Below are 23,597 nucleotides of genomic sequence, written 5' to 3'. Positions count from 1 at the left end.
GCGCCTCGATCGAGTTCTCGCCCATGATGAATTCCGTCCTCATTCTTTTCGGGTGGGCAACGGGTCTCTGCACGTGGGCAGCGGACCGCTGAGTTCAGGAAGCCTGTTCTTGCGCGCCGAACAATTCGATGAGCTGCTTCTTCACGCCCGTGACGGTCGGCGCGCGGAAGAGCTCGCGCAGGCCGACGCGGATTCCGGTCGCCGCCTCGATGCGGTTGACGAGCTGAATGGCGAGGAGGGAGTGTCCGCCGAGTTCGAAGAACCCGTCGTGGATTCCGACCCTTTCGAGTCCGAGCACCTCGGCCATGATTCCGGCGATCTCCGCCTCGATCTCGTCCCGGGGTGCCGTGAATCCGGCCGTGGTATCACCCTCGTCGGGGGCCGGCAGTGCGGCGTGGTCGACCTTGCCGTTCCTGTTGAGCGGGAGTTCCGGCAGGCTCACGAAGGCGGACGGGGCCATGGCGCGGGGCAGCCGCTCGGCCGCCCACCCGCGCAGCGCTCCGGCGTCCGCCGTACCGACCGGCGACGGCACCCAGTAGGCGACGAGCCGTTTGTCGCCCGGAGTGTCCTCGCGGACGGTCACCGCGCAGACACCGACCGCCTCGTGGGTGAGCAGCACCGCCTCGATCTCGCCGAGCTCCACCCGTACCCCGCGCAGCTTCACCTGCCGGTCGATGCGGCCCAGCAGGTCGAGCTCACCGTTCGCGGTGAAGCGGCCGACATCGCCGGTGCGGTACATGCGGCCACCGGTGAACGGGTCGGGCACGAAGCGCTCGCCGGTGAGCTCGGGCCGCTCGTGGTAGCCGCGTCCCACGCTGTCACCGCCGAGGTACACCTCGCCCAGGATCCCCGCCGGTACGGGGCGGCGGTCCGGGTCGAGGACGTACACCGTCTGGTTGACCATGGGCCGTCCCGCGAGGACCGGGCCCCGGGGGTCGGTGCGCGACGCCCGCCAGTACGTCGTGTCGACCGAGACCTCCGTCGCCCCGTACAGGTTGATCAGGTCGCCGGGGAATCGGTCGAGGAAGCGGGCCACCAGGGTCGGCTGGAGGGGCTCACCGCTGGCGAAGGCGTACCGCAGGCGGGCGCAGTCCTCGGGCCGTGCCTGCGTGACGAACAGGTCCAGCAGGCTCGGGACGAAATGCAGGCCGACCACGTCGTGGGCCCCCATCAGGCGCGACACCTCGGCCATGTCGAGCCGGTCGGAGCCGGGTACCAGCACCACCTTCGCGCCCTGCCACAGCGGCCAGAAGATCTCGTAGGCCGACACGTCGAAGGAGAGCGGTGTGGCCTGGAGGAAACCCTCGCCCGGGGCGAGAGGGAAGGCCTCCTGCATTCCGGCCAGGTAGTTGACGACGCCCCGGTGTTCGATGCGGACGCCCTTGGGGCGGCCCGTCGAGCCACTGGTGTAGATCAGGTACGAGAGGTCGCCGGGTCCGGCGACGGGCTCGGGGGCGGTGGCCGGAAGGGAGTCGGGCAGGTCCGCCGCGCTGTCGACGGTCAGCACGGCCAGGCCCTCGGGAAGCAGGCCGGCGTGCGCGGAGTCGGTGACGACCAGCGGCGCACCGGAGTCCTCCACCAGGTACGCCAGGCGCTCCGCCGGGTGCTCCGGGTCGAGCGGTACGTACGCCGCACCGGCCTTCAGGATGCCGAGCAGCGTCCACACCAAGGCGGGGGAGCGCTCCAGGCAGACGCCCACCGGAACGTCCGGTCCGACCCCCGGCTCGGCGCGCAACCGGTGGGCCAGGCGGTTGGCCCGTTCGTCGAGTTCGCGGTAGGTGAGCTCCTCCGTCCCGCAGACGACGGCGACCGCCTCCGGGGCGAGGGCCGCGCGCTCCTCGAAGAGCCGGTGCAGGGTGGCCCCTGCCGGGACGGGGGCGGCGGTGGCGTTCCACTCGGTCAGGATGCGATGCCGCTCCTGCGAGCCCAGCATCTCCAGACCGGACGAAGGGGTGTGCGGGTCGGCGGTGGCCGCGTCCAGCAGGCGGGTGAAGTGGTCCACCAGGCGGCGTGCGGTGGACTCCGTGAACAGGTCCTCCGCGTAGACGACGGCGCCGTCCAGCGTGCCGTCCGCCGCCTCCGCCAGGTACATCGACAGGTCGAACTTGGCGTCGTGAGAGGGGGATTCGACCGGCTCGGCGGTCAGGCCGGGCAGGCCCCACGCGTCCGCGCCCGGGGTGTTCTGGAGCGCGAACAGGGTCTGGAACAGCGGGTTGCGGGACAGGTCGCGGTCGGGGGCCAGCTCCTCCACGAGGCGTTCGAAGGGGAGGTCCTGGTGGTCGTACGCGCCCAGGGCGGTGTCCTTCACGCGGGCCAGCAGTTCGGTGAACGACGGATCGCCGGAAAGGTCGGTGCGCAGGACGAGCGTGTTGACGAAGAAGCCGATCAGGTCTTCCGTCTCGGCCCGGTTCCGGCCGGCGATCGGGGTGCCCACCGCGACGTCCCGCTGACCGCTGTAGCGGGCCAGCAACAACTGGAACACCGCCAGTAGCGTCATGAACATGCTCGCGCCGCCTTCTGCGGACACCGTCCTGGCCCGCGCGGCGACATCGGCGGGCACCGAGAACCGGACGACCGCTCCGGTGCCCGTGCGCTCCGGCGGCCGGGCGTGGTCGGTCGGCAGCTCCAACGACTCCAGGCCCGCCAGACGGTCGCGCCAGTAGCCGAGCTGGCGCTCCAGCGGCTCGCCGGTCAGCCAGGAGCGCTGCCAGAGCGCGTAGTCGGCGTACTGCACCGGAAGCGGGGCGGGCGCCGCCTCCGCTCCCGCGCCCAGAGCCACCGCGTACAGGGCGGACAGCTCACGCACCAGTACGCCGATCGACCAGCCGTCGAAGGCGATGTGGTGCACGGTGACCGCCAGGACGGCCTCCTCGTCGGCCAGCCGCACCAGCACCGCGCGCAGCACGGGCCCGGCGGCGAGGTCCATCGGGCGCAGGGCGTCCCCGGTCAGGACGGCCGCGAGGGCGTCCTCTCGGGCCGGGCCGTCGGAGACGGCCCGCAGGTCCCGTACCAGCACCGCCACCGGACCCGCCGGAGTGACCGACTGGACCGCCGATCCCGCGTCGTCGGTGGCGAAGCGGGTGCGCAGGATCTCGTGGCGCTCCACCAGCGCGGTGAACGCGGTGTTCAGCGCGTGCACGTCGACCGCACCGCGCACGCGGAAGGCGAAGGGCAGCAGGTACTCTGCGCGCCCCGGCTCCAACTGGTCCAGGAACCAGAGGCGTTGCTGGGCGAAGCTCAACGGCAGCGGACTGCCGTCGCGCGGTACGGCACGGATGCGGGAGACGCCCGCCTCGTCGAGGTCCGCCACCGCCGATGCCAGCAGCGCCGGGGTGGGCGCGCTGAACAGGGTCCGTACCGGTATGTCGACGCCCAGTCGCCGGCGCAGCCGCGACACGACCCGCGTGGCCAGCAGCGAGTGACCGCCCAGCGCGAAGAAGTCGTCGTCCACCCCGACGGTGTCGATGCCCAGCACCTCGGCCCAGACCGCGGCCACCGTCCGCTCCGTCTCGGTGCGCGGAGCCGTGTACGCGGAGCCCAGTTCGGGCCGGTCCGAGGCGGGTACGGGCAGGGCGCGCCGGTCCGTCTTGCCGTTCGGGGTGAGCGGGATGCGGTCCATGGGCACGAACGCGGCAGGCACCATGTAGTCCGGCAGGTCCCGCTGGAGGTGGGAGCGCAGGCGGCCCGGTTCGACCGCCGGGTCCGCGACGACGTAGGCCACCAGCCGCAGATCGCCCGGCACGTCCTCGCGCAGCAGGACGGTGGCGCCGGTGACCGAGGGGTGGGTGAGCAGCGCGGCCTCGATCTCGCCGGGTTCGATGCGGTAACCGCGCAACTTGACCTGGTTGTCGGCCCGGCCGACGAACTCCAGATGCCCGTCCGGATGCCACTTGGCCAGGTCACCGGTGCGGTACACGCGCCGCGGGGTCCCGTCCACGGTGACGACCGTGAACTTCTCGGCGGTCAGGTCGGGCCTGCCCAGGTAGCCGCGCGCCAGACCGGGGCAGCCGATCCAGATCTCGCCCGGGACGCCCACCGGTACCGGCCGGCCGGTGCGGTCCACCAGGAACACCTTCGCGTTGGCCACCGGGCGCCCGATCGGCACATGGTCGCCCGGCCCGGTGATCAGTGCCGTGGCCGCCTCCTGGGCCGCCTCGGTCGGGCCGTAGCCGTTGACCAGCGGTACCGAGGTGTGGCGGAACCACTGGCGTACCTGCTCCTGCTGGAGGGCCTCGCCGCCGAGCCGTACCAGTCGGAGTTCCGGGCCGAGGCTGTCCGGCCCGTCCAGCTGGGCGGCGAGTGCGCCGAACGCCGACGGGGTCAGCCACGCCACCGTCACCTTGTGGGTACGCAGCGCCTGCGCCAGCATTCCCGGATCCCAGGCGTCGTCGCGCAGCACCAGCGAGGCGCCCGAGACGAGCGGAGCGAACAACTGACCCACCGAGGAGTCGAAGGAGATGGACGCGAACTGCAGTACCCGGTCCTCGCAGGTGAGGCCGAGCCGGCGCCGGGTTTCCCGCATGCGGGCGCGCAGAGCGCCATGGGTGATCTGCACCCCCTTGGGGCGGCCCGTCGAACCGCTCGTGTAGATCACGTACGCCAGGTCGTCGGGTCCCGGGCCGGGCTCGGAGACCTCACCGGTGGGCACGGGCGGCTCCGGCGGCCAGGGCGCGTCCAGCAGCAGGCGTGGCGTCGCGGCGGGCAGCCGCTCGACGTGCGCGGACCGGGTGACGATCAGCGGGGTTCCGCTGTCCCCGACCATGTAGGCGAGCCGGTCGGTCGGGTACGCCGGGTCCAACGGCACGTACGCGGCGCCCGACTTGAGAATGCCGAGCAACGCGCTCACCATGTCGGTGCCCCGGTCCAGGCAGATGCCGACCAGCGTGCCGGGGCCGGCCCCGCGCTCGCGCAGCCGCGCCGCGATCCACTCGGCCCGCCCGTCCAGCTCGCGGTACGTCAGACGGTCCGAGCCGCAGGAGACCGCGGGGGCGCCCGGACGCTCGGCGGCCCGTTCCTCGAACTGCCGGTGCACGGTGACGAGGTCGGGGGCGTCGGTGTCCGCACCGTTCCACGCGGTGAGGATCTCCCGCCGCTCCAGGGCCGTCAGCATTTCCAGGGCGGACAGCCGGGCGGCAGGGGCGTCGGCCGCGGCACCGAGCAGCGTCTCGAAGTGCCCGGCGAGCCGCACCATCGTCGCCGCGTCGAAGAGGTCGGTGGAGTAGACGACGGTGACGTCCAGACCGCGGTCGGCGGCCTCCGTCACGTAGAACGTGAAGTCGAACTTGGATTCCTGTGCCGCCACCTCCAGTTGGCGCACGCTGAGCCCCGGAAGCTCCCAGGAGCGACTGTCCGGCGTGTTCTGCAGGACGAACATGGTCTGGAACAACGGGTTGCGGGACAAGTCGCGTTGCGGCGCAAGCTCCTCCACCAGCCGCTCGAACGGCATCTCCTGGTGGTCGTAGGCGCCGAGCGCGGTGTCCCTGACCCGGTCGATCAGCTCGGTGAACGTCGGGTCGCCCGACAGGTCGGTGCGCATCACCAGCGTGTTCACGAAGAACCCGACGAGGTCCTCGATCTCGGACCGGTTGCGGCCCGCGATGGGCGTGCCCACCGCGATGTCCTCCTGGCCGCTGTAGCGCGACAGCACGACCTGGAACACCCCCAGCAGCGTCATGAACAGGCTTGCGCCCGTGTCGTGCGCCAGCCTGCGGGCCCCGTCCGCGGTCGTTGCCGGGATGTGGTGGGTGAGCATCGCCCCGTTGCCGCTGCGCCGGGCCGGGCGCCTGCGGTCGGTGGGCAGCTCCAGCGGCTCGGTGTCCGCGAGTCGCCCCCGCCAGTAGTCCAGTTGCCGGGACAGCACCTCGCCGGTGAACCAGTTCCGCTGCCAGACCGCGAAGTCGGCGTACTGGAGAGGGGGTTCGGGGAGGCCGGCGGCGAGACCCGTGACCCGGGCCGTGTACAGGGTGGTGAGCTCCCGGGACAGGACACCCACCGACCACCCGTCGAAAGCGATATGATGAACCGTCAGCGACAGCAGATGATCCTCGTCCGCGAGCCGGACCAGCAGCGCCCTGACCACCGGCCCGGTGGCGAGGTCCAGGGGCCGGAAGCCCTCGGTGGTCACCAGCGCGGTCGCCGCCTCCTCGCGGGCACCGGCGTCCGTGACCGACCGGAGATCGTGCAGGACCAGCGGCAGCGGACGAGGAGCGTCGACCACCTGCCCGGGGGTGCCGTCGCTGTCCGTGACGAAGCGGGTCCGCAGCACCTCGTGCCGCACGATCAGCTCCGACAGGGACTCCTCCAGCGCCGCCACGTCCAGCGGGCCGCTGATACGCAGGCCCATCGGGATCAGGTACTCGGCTCGGCCCGGCTCCAACTGGTCCAGGAACCACAGCCGGCGCTGCGCGAACGACAGCGGCATCGGCCGTCCGTCACGGGTGGCGAGGGGGATCGCGGCGGTGTCGTCGGGGGCGGACGATCCGGTGAGGAGATCCGGTCCGTCGTCCGGCCCCTCGTCGACGGACTCGAACAGCCGACGGGCCCGCTCCATGGCCTCCTCGGCGAGGAACGACGCCACGGACCGCAGGGTCAACGGTCCCGGCGCGGTAGGCGCCCGGAACTCCGAGCCGAATTCCTCCGCCACCCGGCGCGCCATGTCCACGGCCTGTTCCGCGGTGCCGCCCAGAAGGAAGAAGTCGGATTCCGCCGCCGTCACCTCGGTGCGGAGAACCGACCGCCACACGGCGGCTATGCGGGCTTCGGCCGGCGAGAGCGGCTCGGACGCCGCTTCCCGGACGGGAGCCCGGACCACCATCGGATTCGTAGTCATGCGTCCACCAGTTCCTCGTCGTCGACCCGTAACGGAGGGCCCTCGGGTGCTCAGCCGATTTCGACTCTGGCAGAGCGATCTTGACGAGATAACTGGTTACTTCTGCCCGCGGGGCCTGGGCACTTCTGCCCGTACGCGGTGTGGCCGGGCTGGGTGCCCTGGCCCACACCGCGTACGGTCCACGGCCGTCCCGCGACCGTTCAGGCCGCCGCCGGCACCGAGGCATCCTCCCGCGCCACGGCCTGCCCGGCGGGCCGGCCGGCCGCCGCCTCCGAAGCCGCACCACCCGCACCTTGCGCGGAGCCGTTGCTGTCGGGGGCGCTGTCGGCGACGGCCGGTGCGGACGCCGCCCGCTTGCGCATCCCGGACCATTCACGGCTCAGGCCGGGTACGACGATCGCCACGAGATACAGACCGCCCACGATCCACAGTGCCGTCGACGTGCCGGTCAGGGTCACCAGCCCCGCTCCCAGCAGGCCGCCGAACGGGATGCCCGCCCACGTGACCGCCTGCGCCATGGTCTTGACCCGGCCCAGCAGGGGGGTCGGGATCAGCTCGTACGTCACGGCGCCCACGATCGGGTTGACGAAGCCGGACCCCAGTCCGCCCACCGCGAGCACGGTCAACACCAGCCACAGCGGCGCGCCCATCGCCATCGCGGCGAACCGGGGCACGCCGCCCAGGGTGAAGCCGATCAGGTAGACGGTGCGGCGCGGCAGCCGTTCGGCCACCCCGGCAGCCACCAGCGCGGCGACGATCGACGTCGCGGCGAACACACTCACGACCAGGCCGATGGCCTGCGGGCCGGCGCCCGAATCCTTCGCCCAGACCGGCAGCAGTACCGACATGAACGCCTGGTCGAGCAGGTTGGTCACCGCCAGCATGCCGATGATGGACCGCAGCAGCTTCGCGTCCCGGAGGAACTCGGCTCCCTGGCGCAGCTGCGCGAAGTAGCCGCCGCTGTCCTCCACCGGCTTCTCGTGCGGCTCGGGCACCGGGTCGGTCAGGGTGGTGGAGACGACCAGCGCCGAAATCGCGAAGAGCGCGGCCGTGACCCACAGCGCGTACAGGCTGCCGAAGGCGGTGACGACCACGCCCGCGAGGGCCGGTCCCACGGTGGTCGCCGTCCGCTCGACGGCGGCGGACAGCCCCGTGCCCCGCTCGATCGGTACCCGGGCGGCGCGGGTGGCCGACGGTACGAACAGCCCCTTGGCACCGTTGGCCGGCCCGTCGGCCGCTCCGACGACCGCGAGCAGAGCCAGCAGCAGCCCGAAAGGCAGGTTGCCGGTGAGGTAGAGCAGCGGGGCGACGGTCATCGCGACGGTGGACAGCAGGTCGCCCGCCACGCTGATGCGCTTGGGGCCGATCCGGTCGATGAGCGGTCCCGACAGCGCCTGCGCGATCACGTACGGGACGATCTGGCAGAACGCCACCAGACCGGTCTTCCCGACGCTGCCCGTGGTCGTCAGGACGAACCAGGGGAGGGCGACGGATAAGACCCGGTTGGCCGACAGGGCCGCGGCGTTGGCCGACAGCATGCCGAACAGGCCGCGCAGGACCCGGGGGCCCGTGTCCGGAGCCGCTGTCCGTACTGCGTTGTCCGCCGCCGTTTCGGCGGCCGTGGTCCGAGGGGGCATCGGTCTACTCCGTGTCCTGGGTGGGGTGAGGTGCCGGTCCTTGCTGGTCCTTGCCGGTAGGGAACAACTGGAACTGGAAGGAGACCCGCTCCGCGTCCTGCGGCACAGCCGCGTCCGGGTCCGGGGCGGCCGACGTGCGCCGGCGGAGCAGGGCGTGGATCTGCGCCGTCAGCTCCTTGGCCTCGGCCGGCGTGAGGTTGAGCGCGTAGTCGCCGAAGTCCTGTGCGTCGCGCCACTCGGGAGTGAGCGACGGAGTCGCGACGATCGCCGCCGTCAGGGCGTCGGACCAGACCCGCCCGAGTGCCTGGAGATAGGCGATGCCCAGCCCGTCGCTGCCGTCCAGCACCTGGTCGTCGGGCACGACCGTGTTGGCGTGTGCCGCCTGCCACCACCGGTCGCGTCGCCCGCCGTTCGAGGGCGCCTCCGTGATGAAGCCGTACTCCGCGAGCCGGCGAAGGTGGTAGCTGGTCGCCCCGGTGTTCTGATCGAGCCGTCGCGCCAGCGTGGTCGCCGTGGCAGGGCCCTCGGTCCGCAGGACGGTGAGGATCTGGACCCGCAGCGGGTGGGCGATGCCGCGAAGGTTTCGGGCCGTCAGATGGACCTGTGAGGGCTGCTCCGGTAGTTCCATGCCTCTGAGGCTAGACCACACAGAAAGCTTTGCATAGAAGTGTGTGCACAGAAATCTCTGCATTGGGTTCGCGACGCGCTCCGCGGGCAACTTGGTTGGCCGGTCGGCCTGGTGACGGCATGCCGGTGGGGAGAGGCCGGGTAGGTCGCGCTGCACCGGTGGCGGCGGCAGGGGGCCGGAGGCGGAAGCGCCGGACGCCGTGGTGGCCGGTTCGTTCGGTCCGGGCACATCGCGGACCGGTCCACCGGAAACGGGGGGGGGCGTCGGGGACGGCGGCGGGGCGCCAAGGGCCGCACCGTCGGCGGCTCCGCAGGGTGGTCGTGGGGCCGCGATGCGGGCCCGCAGTGACACGGAAGGGCCGGGTACCGGCGCTTGAGCGCCCGTACCCGGCCCGAGAGGGAATCCGGCAGATTCCGGCTACGCGGTCTGCCCGTTGCCCGAACCGCTCACCGACGCGGCCTTGATGCCCTTGGTGATGGTGTCCAGCACCGAGAGCTCCGGCGCCTTGGCGTTGATGTCGAATCCGGAGCGGACGACCACCAGCAGGTCCTTGCTGTTGGGGGAGGGGAAGGCGAGCGATTCGACGTACCCGTCGTCGCCCTTCTTCGTGACCACCTTCCAGCGCACGAGGTAGCCCTTCTGGCCCGCCACGGTGACGGCCTCGGACTTCATCTCCTGGTGGGAGGTGATTCCCTCGTAGATGTCCGCGCCGTAGGACTCCTCGGCGTTGACCGAGATGTCCTTCTTCGCGGCCGCCTCGGCGGTCTTCTCCGTGTTCTCCAGTGCCGCCGCGGGCGCGGAGAACACCCCTCCGCGCACGCACTTCTGGCTGGTGTCGCCGGGGCAGGCGTACTCGCCCGTCGTCAGGCCCGCGCCGACCGTGCCGGACTCGCCGGTCCAGCCCTTCGGCACCGGCAGGCTGATGCCGCTGGCGACATCGGTCGCGTAGCCGTCCTCCGTCGGGATCTGCGATTCGGGCGCCTGGTCCTGGCCACCGCTGCCGCCGTCACCGTTCTGGTCGCTTCCGCCGTCGCTTCCGCCGTCGCTTCCGCTCCCACCGCTCTGGCCGCCGCCTTGGCCGCCGAAGCCGCCGCCGCTCTCGCCCGGCGCGCCCTGGCGTCCTTGGCCACCGGACGGCGGGCCGCCCGACTGCGCGACCGAGGGCGTGGCGGACTGTTTTCCGTCGCCGTGCCCCAGTGCGTACGCGCCACCGCCGACGGCGGCGAGCACCACCACGCCGACGGTGACGCCGACGCCGATGCGGATACGGCGGCTACGGACGGCGGCGGGTGCCACGCGGAGTTGGTCGGTCCACTGGGTGCCGTCCCACCAGCGCTCCTGCGCGGGGCCTATTCCTGAATACCCGGGGTCTGGATGCCAGCCGGGCGGGCTCGTCTGGTTCACAGCCGTACCGTATGCGGACTGAGTGAGAATCACATGAAATGGCTGGTGTTCTTTCTCTCCTCGCGCCCCCTCGCCTCCGGCACTCGCGTGGGCGTCAGCCCAGCAGAGCCGCCGTGGTGACCGTCACCGGTGCCGCGAGAACCGTGGAGAGCAGGATCGACTCCCGGGCCAGCCGCACGCCCGTCCCGTAGTGCGAGGCGTACGTGAAGAGGTTCTGGGCTGCGGGGAGTCCGCTGGTCACCACCACCGCGAACAGGGGCGCCCCCTCCAGGCCGAACACCCCGGCGGCGATCGCCCAGGCGGTCAGCGGCTGGGCGAAGCTCTTCAGCGCGACGGAGAGGAGCACCGCCCCCCGGTCCGTACCGCGACCGGGCATCTCGCTGCCGCGCAGCGAGATGCCGAAGGCGAGCAGCACCCCGGGCACCGCGATTCCGGCGATCAGTGTGACCGGCTCCAGCACCGGCCCGGGGACGCGCCGTCCCAGGACGCTGACGACGACCCCGGCGAGCGAGGCCAGGACGATCGGGTTGCGGAAGGGCGTGGTCAGCAGCCGCGCCAGGGAATCCCGCTCGCCGGGGCGCGAGGTCTTGATGACGGTGAGGGCGACGGGGGAGACGACCAACTGCTGGAAGAGCAGGATCGGCGCGATGAGGGTCGCGTCCCCCAGCACGTAGACGGCGATGGGGATACCGAGATTTCCGGCGTTGACGTAGCAGGAGCAGAGGGCGCCGATCGTCGTACGGCCCACGCTCCAGCCGCGTACGGCTCCGACCGCGACGAAGGTGCCCGCAACCACCAGGGTGGAGAGCGCGGTCACCAGCAGCGGCAGCGAGACCATGGCCGACAGGTCGGCCTTCGTCATCGTGGTGAAGAGCAGGGCGGGCGAGGCGACGTGGAAGGACAGCCGGGTGAGTACGGGCTGTCCGTGCTCGCCCAGCAGGCCCGACCGGCCGATCAGATAGCCGACGGCGATGATGCTCGCGATGACACCGAAACCCTCCAGGACCCCGGTCATCGACGCGCGCCGACGGAGCGAAGGGGATGGGGGCGACGAGCGGCACAGGCCGACGATTTTCGGTGTGACATACACGCAACGTTATGGAGTGCGGCTCCTTCCGCACAAGGCGTCACCGATCACGCCGGTCTTTGGTCCGACCACAGCACGTGTGTGACATAGTCGGGGCCCAGTACGTGTGGCGCCGCGTCCGTCCCGGGGCCGTCGGTCGCCGCCCGGCCCGGGCCGCATGGTGGAGGTCCAGCCCTCCGGGCGGACGGCGCTGCTTACCGCCGGTGCGACCGGCCCGACCAGGGAGTGGCAAGTGCCCGTCGAATGGGAACCCGTGCGGCAGTCCCGTACCCACGAACTCGTGCTGCGGAGCATCGAGGAGCGGGTGTTCGCCGGCGAGCTCAAAGCGGGGGACCGCCTGCCGCCGGAGCGTGAGCTCGCCCCCGTCCTCGGCGTCAGCCGGTCCGCCCTGCGCGAGGCGCTGCGGGTACTGGAGACCATCGGCGTCCTGGTGGCCCAGCCCGGCCGGGGGCCCGACTCCGGGGCGCGGATCGTGCGCAACCCGGACGACGCGCTCGGGCGGCTGCTCCGGCTCCACTTCGCGCTGGGCAGCTACAGCCTGGAGGACGTCATGGAGGCCCGGGTCGTCCTGGAGCGGTCCGGCTTCGAGGCCGCCGTCACACACGCGCGCGACGAGGATCTCGACGAGGCCGCTTCCCTGGTCGCCGCCATGGCGGCCCCCGGCATCGGCGTCACCGCCTTCAACGACCTGGACACCCGCTTCCACGTGCAGATCGCCCGCTGCTCGGGCAACGCCCTGACCTCCACCCTCACTTCGGCCGTACGCGAGTCCGTACGCCCGCTGATCCTGCGGGCCCTGGAAGAGGCGGAGGACTGGCCGGCCACCGCCGCCGCGCTCAACGCCGAACACACCGAGCTGCTCCGGCTGGTACGCGCCGGACGGGGCGCGGAGGCGGCCGACCTGGTCGAGCGCCACATCCGCAGCCTGCACGGCACCCTGGTCGAAGACCAGGGCGTGAGTCGAAAGTAGCGCCGTCCGCCCGGACAGCGGAGCGCCCGGCGCGAGGCCGGGGAACTTCACTCGGCACACCATCCAGAGTATGGTCCGACCATACAAAGGACGTAGAGAAACGATCGAGGAGGCTCCATGCGCGTCGGGCTCTTCGCCACCTGTCTGGGAGACACGCTGTTTCCCGAGGCGGTGAAATCCACCGCGGTGCTGCTCGCCCGCCTGGGCCACGAGGTGGTGTTCCCGCCGGGGCAGACCTGCTGCGGTCAGATGCACGTCAACACCGGCTACCAGCGCGAGCCCGTACCCCTGGTACGCAATTTCGCCGAGCAGTTCGGCGACGCCTCCATCGAGGCGATCGTCATGCCCTCCGGCTCCTGCGCGGGCTCGGTCCGCCACCAGCACAGAATCGTCGCCGAGCGGTACGGCGACGCAGCCCTGCGTGCCGGGGTCGCCACGGTCGAGGCCAAGACGTACGAGCTTTCGGAGTTCCTCGTGGACGTCCTCGACGTCACCGGAGTCGGCGCGTACTTCCCGCACCGCGTCACCTACCACCCCACCTGCCACTCGCTGCGCATGCTCCGCGTCGGCGAGAAGCCGCTGCGACTGCTGCGCGCCGTCGACTCCATCGACCTCGTGGAACTGCCCGAGGCCGACTCCTGCTGCGGCTTCGGCGGCACCTTCGCGGTGAAGAACGCCGAGACGTCCTCCGCGATGCTCCAGGACAAGATGCGCAACATCGCCTCCACGGACGCCGACGTCTGCACCGCAGGTGACTCCTCCTGCCTGATGCACATCGGCGGCGGGCTGCACCGCGTCAAGTCCGGCACCCGCACCCTGCACCTCGCGCAGATCCTCGCCGCGACCCGTACCGCGCCGTACGCCATGACGGAGGCCGCCACCGTATGAGCACCTTCCTCGGCATGCCCGCAGCCCCGCCCCGCTCCCCGTACGGCACCGGCAACCTGCGCGGCGAGCGGAAGTTCCCCGCCGCCGCGCACGACGAGCTGCGCAACGAGCAGCTCCGCCGCAACCTCGGCAAGGCCACCCGCACCATCCGTACCAAGCGACTCGACGTCACCGGCGAACTCCCCGACTGGGAGGAGCTGCGCGACGCCGGAGCGGCGATCAAGACCGACACCATGAACCGGCTGCCCGAACTCCTGGAGCAGCTGGAGGCGAAGGTCACCGAACACGGCGGCACCGTCCACTGGGCGCGCGACGGTGCCGAGGCCAACGAGATCGTCACCCGCCTGATCAGGGCGACCGGCAGCAGTGACGTCATCAAGGTCAAGTCGATGGCCACCCAGGAGATCGGTCTCAACGAGCACCTCGAATCGGTCGGCATCACGCCCTACGAGACCGACCTCGCCGAGCTCATCGTGCAGCTCGCCCACGACAAGCCCTCGCACATCCTGGTCCCCGCGATCCACCGCAACCGCGACGAGATCCGGGAGATCTTCCTCAAGGAGATCCCCGGCGTCGACCCGGACCTGGACAACGTGCCCGCGCACCTCGCCGCCGCCGCGCGCGCCTATCTGCGCGAGAAGTTCATGACGACCAGGGTGGCCGTCTCCGGCGCCAACTTCGGCATCGCCGATACCGGCACCCTCTCCGTCGTGGAGTCCGAGGGCAACGGCCGGATGTGCCTCACCCTGCCCGACACCCTGATCACGGTGATGGGCATCGAGAAGGTGCTGCCGCGCTACGCCGACCTCGAAGTCTTCCTCCAGCTCCTGCCGCGCTCCTCCACCGGCGAGCGGATGAACCCGTACACCTCGATGTGGACCGGGGTGACCCCCGGCGACGGCCCGCAGTCGTTCCACCTGGTGCTGCTCGACAACGGCCGCACCGCCGCGCTCGCGGACAAGGTCGGACGCGAGGCCCTGAACTGCATCCGCTGCTCCGCCTGCCTCAACGTCTGCCCGGTCTACGAACGCGCCGGCGGACACGCCTACGGCTCGACCTACCCCGGCCCGATCGGCGCGGTCCTCACCCCGCAGCTCGCCGGGATGCACGCCGCGAAGGACGACCCGAACAGCTCGCTGCCGTACGCCTCCAGCCTCTGCGGCGCCTGCTTCGACGCCTGCCCGGTCAAGATCGACATCCCGTCGCTGCTGGTCGAACTCCGGCACCAGAACACCGAACAGGCCGGTACGACGGCGGAGAAGCTCGCCATGAAGGCCGCCGCCACGGTGATGAAGAGCCCTAAGCTCTTCACGGCCGCCCAGAAGGCGGCCGGTCTCGGGCGGGTCGTCGCCGGCAAGGACGGCACCATCGGGCGGGTACCCGCGCCCTTCGACGGCTGGAGCGACAGCCGGGACACCCCGGCCCCGCCGAAGCAGACGTTCCGCGCCTGGCTGGCCTCGGCCGAGGGCGCCGCCACGATGAAGGCGGCGGCCGACGAGGGCGCCGCGTTGAGCGCCGGAGCGGACCGCCCGAAGGACCCGACAAAGGACGAGAAGTGACGACCGCACGCGACACCGTCCTCGGCCGGGTGCGCGACGCCCTGGCGCTCGCCCCGGCCCGCCCGGTCACCGTCCCGCGCGACTACCGCACCGGACGCACCCTGCCCGACGCCGAACGGCTCGGGCTCCTCACCGACCGGCTGGTCGACTACAAGGCACAGGTCCACCCCTGCACCTCGGACCGCACCGCCGAGGTGATCGCCGAGGTGCTGCGGGAGCGGGGTGCCCGCCGGATCGGTGTACCGGCCGGGCTCGACGCCGAATGGCTGGCAGGCTGGGAGGGGGAAGTCCAGCGGGACTCAGCCGACATCCCGGCGCCCGCGCTCGGCGAACTCGACGGCGTTGTCACGGCGTCCGCCGTCAGCTGCGCGGAGACCGGCACCATCTTCCTGGACGGGTCCGGGGACCAGGGGCGCCGCGCGCTCTCCCTCGTCCCCGACCTGCACGTCTGCGTCGTCGACCTCTCCACGGTGGAGGTCGGGGTGCCCGAAGCGGTCGCGCGCCTGGTACCGGAGCGGCCGACGACCCTGATCAGCGGGCCCTCGGCCACCTCGGACATCGAACTGGAGCGGGTGGAAGGGGTGCACGGCCCCCGGACGCTGGTGGTGATCGTCCGCACGGACGTCTGACGCCCGTGAACGGCCGGGTGCGGCGGCGGTCGAACCCGCCACCACCCGGTCACCGTGTGCCGTGCTCCACCGACACGGAGTCGGCCCCACCCGTGCCGAAGACGATCCGGGTGACCGCCCCGTCCTCGGACCAGGCCACCTCCACGGTGTCCCCGGCGCCCCGGGCGTCCGCCGCCACGTTCACTCCGCTCACCGCCGTGCCCACCGGAGCGGGGGCCGCCTCACCGGTCAGCGAGGCCAGGGCCACCAGCACCACCGTGCCCTCGGCGTCCACGGCCAGCCGGGGCATGACCGCCCACCGGGTGTACGCCGTGCCCTGCGGGGCGCGCACCTCCTCCTCCCACTCCCAGCCGTACAGCCCGTGCAGCACCGAGCGCGGTGACGCGTCCGGGGCCGTCGCCCAGCCGGTCTGCTCGACGCGGGCGCCCGCCGGGACGCCGAGGAGCCGGTGGACCCGGAGTTCGTAACGACCCCGTACGAAGGTGACGCTCTCCACCCGCAGTCCGGGGACGGCCGGCGGCCGGCCGGCGAAGACCGGCATGTGCCAGGAGGCCGCCCAGCCCCAGCCGTCCCCGTGCCCGGCGCCCAGCGGGTGGATCCGGCGACGGACGCTACGGGCGGCGCCGACCCGGACGGAGAGATGGTTGTCCGCCACGTTCACCGGCGAGGAGGGACCGGTCGCCGTGGAGTACGCGAACCGCCCGTAGTGCGGGTCCGCCTCCGCCGCCGACTCGCCCTCGTGCGGCCGGACATGGTCGCTGCCGTGGTTGTGCAGCCGGACGATCCCGTCCGCCCGCGTCGACTGCACCAGCAGCCCCGGTGCCGGCAGCGACAGCACCCGGTCCGGGCCCTCGCTCGGCGCGGGCTCCTCCGGCGCGGTCCACAACGGGTGGTCCGCCGGGGCGAGCAGCGAGACGAACGCCTTCGACGCCCAGTACGGCGACGCCGGACCCGAGTAGTGCTGGAGCGTCGCCTCGTGCGGACCGTGCCACCCGAGGCTCAACAGCCCGTCCTCGCCGGTCGCGCCGCGCTCCAGGAAGTACCGGAGCGAACCGCTGACCAGCCGCCGGGACGCCCCGGGGGAGAGCGGAGTGTGCCCGGAGACCGCGCCCATGCCGACCGCCGCGCCCGCCGCGAACCGGTAGGCGAGGGAGCGCCCGAAGTGCAGCGGCGCCCCGTCCGCGCCGAACATCAGGGAGAAGCTCTCCAGGTGCTCGCGCAGCCTGCCGCCGTAGTGGGCCAGGAGCTCCCGGTCGCCCGAGAGATGGGCGTCCAGCACCGGATAGAGGTGCAGCGCCCAGCCGTTGTAGTGGTCGAAGGCGCGCCCGTCGCCGTCCGCGTACCAGCCGTCCCCCCGGTACCACCCCTCCAGCAGGTCCAGCGCGCGGGCCCGCGCCCGCGCGGTCTGCGCGTCGCCCCGGCCGACGGACTCCAGGAACCCGGCGACGGTGAAGGGGAAGAGGTACCAGTTGTTGGGCGCCGGGGTGTGCCGCAGCGATCCGCGCAGCCACTCCTCCGCCCGGTCCTGGGTGCCGCCGTCGAGCCGGTCCCAGAGCCACGGGCGGGTCAGCCGCAGACCGAGGGCGACGGACGCCGACTCCACCATCGGCTGACCGAAGACCGTGTGGTCGCGGATGAGCGGCCAGGACTCGGTGTCGTCGCGCCCGGGGGTCCGCGTACCGGCGGCGAGACCGTCCGCGTACCGCTCCAGCCAGCCGTGCGGGTCCTTGCCCTCGGCGCCCCCGACCCGGAACGCGGCGGCGAGGAAGGTGCGCGCGTACCCCTCCAGCCCGTCGGAGCGGACACCGGAACCCGAAGGGCGGCCGGGCAGGTCGAGCATCGCCCGGCCGGGGGTCGCCCACTGCCAGGCCGCGTGCAGCAGACCGTCCGCGGCAGCCTCCCAGTGCGCCCGGGTGTAACCGGTGAGGGGGCTGAGCGCGCGGTCGACGCGGGGGAGTCGGAAGGGGAGAGGGAGGGGGGCGGTGGTCATGCGAGGAAGGCCAGCCTTTCCGGTCGTACGGGATGGGCGAAACCGTCGCCCGCGGCCCAGCGCGCGACCTCACCGGTCGCCAGATCGGCCAGCCGCCGCCACTCGTTGCCCTGGGACCCGGCGAGATGCGGGGTGATCAGCGCGTTCTCGCACCCCCAGAGCGGATGGTCGGCGGGCAGCGGGTCCGGGTCGGTGACGTCCAGGACCGCGCGGACGCGGTCCTGACGGAGTACGTCGGTGAGGGCGTCCTGGTCGACGACCGCACCGCGCGCGGTGTTGATCAACGTGGCGTCCGGCCGCATGGAGGTGAGCAGTTCACGGCTGACGAGCCCCCGCGTGCCGGGCAGCAGCGGAGTGTGGACGCTCACCACGTCGCTGCGGGCGAAGAGTTCGGCGAGCCCGGTCCCCTCGACGCCGAGCGACGCCGCCTCCTCGGCCGACACGTACGGATCGTGCAGCAGCACCCGCAGGTCGTACGGGCGCAGCAGCTCGATCACCCGTCTGCCGATCAGTGAGGCGGACAGGATGCCCACGGTACGACGGTAGTTGCCGACCTCGTCGGGGGTCCGCAGCCACTCGCCCCGGGCGCGCGCGACGCGGAAGTCCCGGGCGCGCTCCAGCACCCGCTTCCCGGAGAGCAGGATCATGGCGACGGTGTACTCGGCGACCGGCAGCGCGTTCGCGGCGGCGGCCGAGGAGACCGCGATCCCGCGTGCCCAGCAGGCGTCGGTGACGAGGCCACGCACCGAGCCGGCCGTGTGGACGACGGCCCGCAGCCCGGGAGCCGCCGCGAGCACCCCCTCGTCGACCGGCGGACAGCCCCAGCCGGTGACCAGGATCTCCGCGTCGGCCAGCGCGGCGCGGGCCCGGTCGGTGGTGAAGTCGTCCAGGGCGGGCGGCGGCGCGAGATCGCAGACCTCGCCGAGCGCGGCGAGAGCCTTTGGCGGAAGCACCGCCGCCGCCGCGTCCGCCTTCATGGCGAGCACGGCGCGGGGCCGGCGGGGCGTACGGGTGGAAGCGGAACTGTGCATGTCTCTCCTGGTACGGGGGCGGTCCGCGGCGGCCGCCGGTACGGAAGCTGTTGCGGACCGCCCCGGGGGACGGATCGCGCCAGCCGCGCTACTTCACGGCGCCCGCGGTGAGCCCCGACCGCCAGAAGCGCTGGAGCAGGGCGAACGCGAGAATGAGCGGGACGATGGCGAGCAACGAGCCCATGATGACGACGGGGTAGTACTCGGGGGAGACCGACGCCGAGCTGTTCCAGGTGTACAGGCCGAGGCTGACCGGATACAGGTCCTGGTTCGAGAGCATCACCATCGGCAGGAAGAAGTTGTTCCAGATGGCGGTGAGCTGGAAGAGGAAGACGGTGACGAGGCCGGGCCCCAGCATCCGCATCGCCACCTTGAAGTAGGTGGCCAGTTCGCCCGCACCGTCCACCCGGGCGGCCTCCAGTACCTCGTTCGGTACGTACCCCTGGCTGAAGATGCGGCCCAGGTACACCCCGAAGGGGTTGAAGAGCACCGGGATGAAGACGGCCCAGAAGGTGTTGACGAGCCCCGCCTTGGACGCCATCAGATAGAGCGGCAGCGCCAGGACCGTCTGCGGCACCATGACGGCCGCGAGCACCAGCCCGAACATCTTCTCCTTGTGGCGGAAGCGGTACTTGTCGAAGGCGTACCCCGCGGCGATGCTGATCAGCGCGCCCAGGGCCGCGCCCAGCACCGCGTACAGCAGGCTGTTGGCGTACCAGCGCCCGTACAGGCCCGCGTCCATGGAGAACACGTCCTTCAGGTTCTGGACGAACGAGAAGCCCTTCAGGGAGAGGACGTCGCTCTGGAAGAGCGCGTCGCGGTCCTTGGTCGCGGCGAGCACCAGCCACAGGACGGGCAACAGGGTGTACAGCACCGAGATGCCCACCACGAGGTTGACGACGGCCCGTCCGGTCAGGCCCGGCCGCCGGGCGGCGGAGGCGGAACCGGCACGACGGGAGGTGGTACGGGGTATGGCCGGAGCGCTCATCGGGCGTCCTCCTCGGCTGCGTCGGCGCGGTTCGTCCACCGGGTGACGCCGTAGGACAGCGCCACCGTGAAGGCCAGCAGGATCACCGAAGCGGCAGCCGCCAGGCCGTAGTTGTTGCGGGTGAACGCGGCGTCGTAGATGTACATGCTGGGGGAGAAGCGGGAGTTGATCATCGGGGTGGACTGGCCGAGCAGCATCGGCTCGGTGAAGAGCTGGAGAGCGAAGATCAGCGTGAACATCGCCACCATCACGATGGAGGAGCGCACCAGCGGCGCCTTCACCTGGAGCGCGGTGCGCACCGGCCCCGCGCCGTCGACCACCGACGCCTCGATCACCTCGCGCGGCACGGCCTGCAACGCGGCGTAGAAGACGACCATGTTGTAGCCGAGATTGCTCCACAGCGCGATGTTCACGATCGAGGGCACCACGGTGTGCACCCCGAGGAAGTCGACCGTGATGTCCGCCTTGCCGAGCAGGTCGATCACCGGGCTGAGCCCCGGGGTGTACAGGTACAGCCAGATGATCGCGGCGATGATGCCCGGCACCGCGTGCGGCAGGAAGAGCGCGAGCTGCGCCCAGGCGCGCAGTCGCACCACGCCCGAGTCCAGCAGCAGGGCCAGCGCGAGCGCGCCGACCACGATCAGCGGGATGTAGATCAGGCAGTACAGCGCGACGACGCCGAGTCCGCCGAGGAAGGTCGGGTCGGTGAGCACGGCCACGTAGCTGCGCACTCCGACGAAGACGGTCTTCTCGGGCCCGAAGCCGAGTCCGGGCTGGTCGTCGCTGAAGAAGCTCAGCCAGATCGCGGTGCCGACCGGGATCAGGAAGACGGTCACCAGGAGGACGAAGAACGGCGTCATCAGAGCGCCGGCGGCGCCGAGTTCACGCCGTCGCGCCGTCACGCGACCGGCCCCCGCCCGGGCGGGCGGTGCGGGACGCACGGTCCGCCCCGCACCGCTCACGGGGACGACGGGCGGGGTGGTGCTGGTGCTGGCCATGGGGTCACCTGCCTCTCTGCTGCGTGGGGGCACCGGTGCCGCGTGGGGGGAGACCGCCGGTGCGGTGGTGCGAGGGCACCCGGGGGCGGCTCATGTGGAACGCTCGCTGGTGGCGAGGCCGAGCGCCCGCAGATCGGGCATGGTGCCCTCCTGCGCGGCCTCGATCGAGCTCAGCAGCGAGCCCTTGCCGCCGCTCGCCCGGGCGAACCCGTCCTGCATGACCTTGCCGGTGGCGGTCATCCGGGGACCCCAGATCCAGCCGTCCCGGACGATGCGCGCCTGCTCCTCGAAGACCCGGTAGATGTCCTGGCCCGCGTAGTAGGAGCGGTCGAACGCCTGGCTGCCCACGGAGACGAGGCCGGGTGCGGCCGGGTACTGGCTGCTCGCCCCGCTGGAGAGCCGGGCCCGCAGCGCGTCCGGGTGCGAGACCTGCCACTCGATGAACTCCATCGCGGCCTCCGGACGCGCGCAGTCCTTCGTCACCGCGAAGGTGGACCCGCCGTGCGTCCCGTTGGACGGGTCCGCCGTGTCCCACTGCGGGAACGGCGCGATCGCCCACTGCCCCTTCTGGCCCGGGCGGGCCTTCATCTGGGCCCCCGCGTCCCAGGCGCCGCTGAGACGGACGAGCACCAGCCCGTTGCCGATCTGGGCGTCGCTCTGCCGGCTCTCCACGGCGTTCATGAACACCTGCTCCCGGTCGATGAGCCGCTGCCAGTACGCGGCGACGCGCCGGGTCGGGGCGTCGGCGAGCGAGACGTTCCAGGTGCCGCCGGTGGTGGAGAACCACTGGGCGCCCGCCTGCCAGGCGTACGCGGCCATCTGCGTGGCACCGTCGGTGGGGAAGAGGACGAGCCGCCGCTCACCGCCCTTGCGCCGTACGGTCGCCGCCGCCTCCTCGAACTCGTCCCAGGTGCGCGGCACCCGGAGCCCGTACTCCTCGAACAGATCGGTGCGGTAGTGCATCACCATCGGTTCGAGGTCGAGCGGGACGGAGAAGATCTTCTTGTCGAACGTGGTGAGCCCCAGCGCCTGCGGCAGCAGCTTGGCGCGGAGCGTGTCGCTGACGAGGCCGGTGAGGTCCCGGGCGACACCGTCGATGGCGAACCCGGGTACCTGCGGGTACTCCAGGGTGGCCACGTCCGGGGCGTTCCCGGCCCGCGCGGCGTTGCTGAGTTTGGCGTAACCGCCCTGACCGCCCGAGGGGATCTGCTGGAAATCGACCTCGATGGTGCGGTGACCGCGGTTGAAGGCGTCCACCACTTCCTGGCTGCCCCGAAGGGCGGACCAGAAGGTGATGCGGGCCTTGCCGCCCTTACTGCCGGTGCTGCTGGTGGTGCTGGTGGTGTCTGTACTGCTCGTGCTCCGCCCTGATGTCCCGCCGCCGGAGCAGGCACTGAGTGCACCTGCCACCGGCAGCGAGGCCATCGTGGCCAGCACGGACCGACGACTCTGTCGATCAGGCATGCGCGCCTCCCGCGGCTCCTGTTCGGGACAACGGGAATCCTGATCGCCTGATCGGAAAGGGTCAATAGATCGATCAGAAGAAATGTAAAGCGGTCAAACGATCGGACTGTGCGGCGGGTTGCCCACCGCCCGCGCCGAACCGCGCACCTTCAGTTCCGGCAGCAGCTCCGTACGCCGCGCCGGCCCCCGCGCCCCCGCGCCCCCGCTCAGCCGGTACAGCAGCAGCTCGGCGGCGGCCCGCCCGATCTCCGCCTTCGGCGGCGAGACCGCGGTCAACGGCGTGGTGCCCAGCGCGGCCACCACGTCGTCGTACGCCACCACCGAGCAGTCCTCCGGCACCCGCACCCCGCTCTCGGACAGCCGCTGGACCAGCATCAACGCGTCCACGTCACCGTGCAGCACGGCCCCGGTGGCACGGCGCTCCCGCAGCACCGCCGCCAGGTCCACCGCCTCGCCGCGCCCGCCGGAGCCCTCTTCGCCCCGCTCGCTCCCCCCGCCGTACCGGCCGTCCGAGGCGACCGCGTCCGGCGAACTGAGCACCATGTGCCAGTCCTCCACCTCCGGCCGCGCGGCGGAGACCTCCGCGAAAGCCGCCCGGATGCTCCGGGCTGTCGGGCTGTCGTCCCGGGCGGCCAGCACGATGCGGCGGTGCCCCAGGGACACCAGGTGGTCGACGGCGAGATGGACGCCGTACCAGTGGTCGGAACAGACCGAGTCCAGGGCGTGCAGCGCACTCCCCGGGCGGGGCCTGCGCTCCATCAGCACGGTGGGCACCCCCACTTCGGCGAGCCACTCGTTGTCGGACTCCTCCCACGCGGCGCCGCGCCAGCGCGGTGCGATCAGCAGCCCGCGAGCGCCGGCCGCGAGCGCCTGCTCCACCAGGGGCCGTTCCGTCCCCCGGGCCTGCGGAGCGATGTGCAGGGCGACCCGCACACCGTGCTCGTCCAGTACCGAACGGGCGCCGTGCAGGGTCTCGTACAGGTACGAGTGACGCTCCGGCACGACGAGCGCGACCGGGCCGCCCTCGGCCCCCGCGTCAGCCCGCGCCCCCGCGGGGGCGCGGGCCGGTTCCTGCGTCAGGGAGGTGGACCGTGCCACCCCGTGCCCGCGCCTGAGCCGTCCCTCGCGGGCCAGTTCCTCCACGTCCCGGCGGACCGTGACCACGGAGACGTCGAGTTCGTCGGCGAGCGCGGTCACCTTCACCGCCCCTCGCGACCGCACCACCGCGAGGATTCGCTGCCGCCTGAGTTCCACCGGCTCCCGCATGTTGGCCCCTTACCCCGTACTGCCGCATGGTGTTCGTTTGAGCGCTTCTTCGATCGCTCGCGGGCGCAGCATAGGCAGATCGTCCCGGGCGGACGCCAGGGGTGGGGCGGGGAGGCCGTCCGCCGGGTGGCCGGGGATGCCGTCGGGTGGGCGGGGGCGCCGATGGGTGGCGTGTGGTGCGGTGTGGGCGGTGCTGGTCGGGCGGCGTGTGGTGCGGGTGGTGCGCTGG

At 72.0% G+C, this 23,597-nt stretch carries 15 protein-coding genes; 4 read left to right on the top strand and 11 right to left on the bottom strand.

The window, feature by feature from the left end:
* Positions 1-94 precede the first annotated feature (94 nt).
* The 5 genes from OHT52_RS00520 to OHT52_RS00500 form a co-directional block, all read right to left on the bottom strand.
* Positions 95-6,829 (bottom strand): non-ribosomal peptide synthetase, encoded by a 6,735-nt coding sequence (locus tag OHT52_RS00520; protein WP_328718071.1) that lies wholly within the window; start codon positions 6,827-6,829, stop codon positions 95-97.
* A gap of 200 nt (positions 6,830-7,029) precedes the next feature.
* Entirely contained in the window at positions 7,030-8,466 is a 1,437-nt protein-coding gene (locus OHT52_RS00515; RefSeq protein WP_328718070.1) for an MFS transporter, read from the bottom strand.
* A 4-nt stretch (positions 8,467-8,470) separates the two neighbouring features.
* Positions 8,471-9,094, bottom strand: coding sequence for a helix-turn-helix domain-containing protein (locus OHT52_RS00510; protein ID WP_328718069.1), 624 nt, complete (start codon positions 9,092-9,094; stop codon positions 8,471-8,473).
* 417 nt (positions 9,095-9,511) lie between these two features.
* Positions 9,512-10,498, bottom strand: coding sequence for a DUF2510 domain-containing protein (locus OHT52_RS00505; RefSeq protein WP_328718068.1), 987 nt, complete (start codon positions 10,496-10,498; stop codon positions 9,512-9,514).
* Positions 10,499-10,592: 94 nt separating this feature from the next.
* Positions 10,593-11,513, bottom strand: coding sequence for an AEC family transporter (locus OHT52_RS00500; RefSeq protein WP_328718067.1), 921 nt, complete (start codon positions 11,511-11,513; stop codon positions 10,593-10,595).
* Positions 11,514-11,817: 304 nt separating this feature from the next.
* On the opposite strand from OHT52_RS00500, the gene OHT52_RS00495 reads away from it, so the two are divergent.
* From OHT52_RS00495 to OHT52_RS00480, 4 genes are all read left to right on the top strand, one after another.
* Positions 11,818-12,555, top strand: a complete 738-nt coding sequence (locus OHT52_RS00495; protein WP_328718066.1) for a FadR/GntR family transcriptional regulator — start codon at positions 11,818-11,820, stop codon at positions 12,553-12,555.
* Positions 12,556-12,672: 117 nt separating this feature from the next.
* Positions 12,673-13,443 (top strand): (Fe-S)-binding protein, encoded by a 771-nt coding sequence (locus OHT52_RS00490; RefSeq protein ID WP_328718065.1) that lies wholly within the window; start codon positions 12,673-12,675, stop codon positions 13,441-13,443.
* Positions 13,440-15,002 (top strand): lactate utilization protein B, encoded by a 1,563-nt coding sequence (locus OHT52_RS00485; protein ID WP_328718064.1) that lies wholly within the window; start codon positions 13,440-13,442, stop codon positions 15,000-15,002. The genes OHT52_RS00490 and OHT52_RS00485 overlap by 4 nt, the downstream gene beginning before the upstream one ends.
* On the top strand, positions 14,999-15,631 hold the full coding sequence (locus OHT52_RS00480) for a LutC/YkgG family protein (protein ID WP_328718063.1): 633 nt from the start codon (positions 14,999-15,001) through the stop codon (positions 15,629-15,631). The genes OHT52_RS00485 and OHT52_RS00480 overlap by 4 nt, the downstream gene beginning before the upstream one ends.
* Positions 15,632-15,680: 49 nt before the next feature.
* Here OHT52_RS00480 and OHT52_RS00475 read toward each other — a convergent pair whose 3' ends face one another.
* From OHT52_RS00475 to OHT52_RS00450, 6 genes are all read right to left on the bottom strand, one after another.
* Positions 15,681-17,621, bottom strand: a complete 1,941-nt coding sequence (locus tag OHT52_RS00475; protein WP_328718062.1) for a DUF2264 domain-containing protein — start codon at positions 17,619-17,621, stop codon at positions 15,681-15,683.
* The gene (locus OHT52_RS00470) at positions 17,618-18,652 is read right to left on the bottom strand and encodes a hydroxyacid dehydrogenase (RefSeq protein WP_328718061.1); all 1,035 of its coding nucleotides are present in this window, start codon (positions 18,650-18,652) and stop codon (positions 17,618-17,620) included. The genes OHT52_RS00475 and OHT52_RS00470 overlap by 4 nt, the downstream gene beginning before the upstream one ends.
* Positions 18,653-18,740: 88 nt before the next feature.
* On the bottom strand, positions 18,741-19,640 hold the full coding sequence (locus OHT52_RS00465) for a carbohydrate ABC transporter permease (protein ID WP_328718060.1): 900 nt from the start codon (positions 19,638-19,640) through the stop codon (positions 18,741-18,743).
* Positions 19,637-20,638, bottom strand: coding sequence for a carbohydrate ABC transporter permease (locus tag OHT52_RS00460; protein ID WP_328718059.1), 1,002 nt, complete (start codon positions 20,636-20,638; stop codon positions 19,637-19,639). The genes OHT52_RS00465 and OHT52_RS00460 overlap by 4 nt, the downstream gene beginning before the upstream one ends.
* Positions 20,639-20,728: 90 nt before the next feature.
* Entirely contained in the window at positions 20,729-22,102 is a 1,374-nt protein-coding gene (locus OHT52_RS00455; protein WP_328718058.1) for an ABC transporter substrate-binding protein, read from the bottom strand.
* 93 nt (positions 22,103-22,195) lie between these two features.
* Positions 22,196-23,368, bottom strand: a complete 1,173-nt coding sequence (locus OHT52_RS00450) for a substrate-binding domain-containing protein (RefSeq protein WP_328718057.1) — start codon at positions 23,366-23,368, stop codon at positions 22,196-22,198.
* Positions 23,369-23,597: the final 229 nt, after the last annotated feature.

Origin of the sequence: Streptomyces sp. NBC_00247 (assembly GCF_036188265.1) — a bacterium.
GTDB lineage: Bacteria > Actinomycetota > Actinomycetes > Streptomycetales > Streptomycetaceae > Streptomyces.
This window is presented reverse-complemented; position numbering and strand designations above follow the sequence as displayed.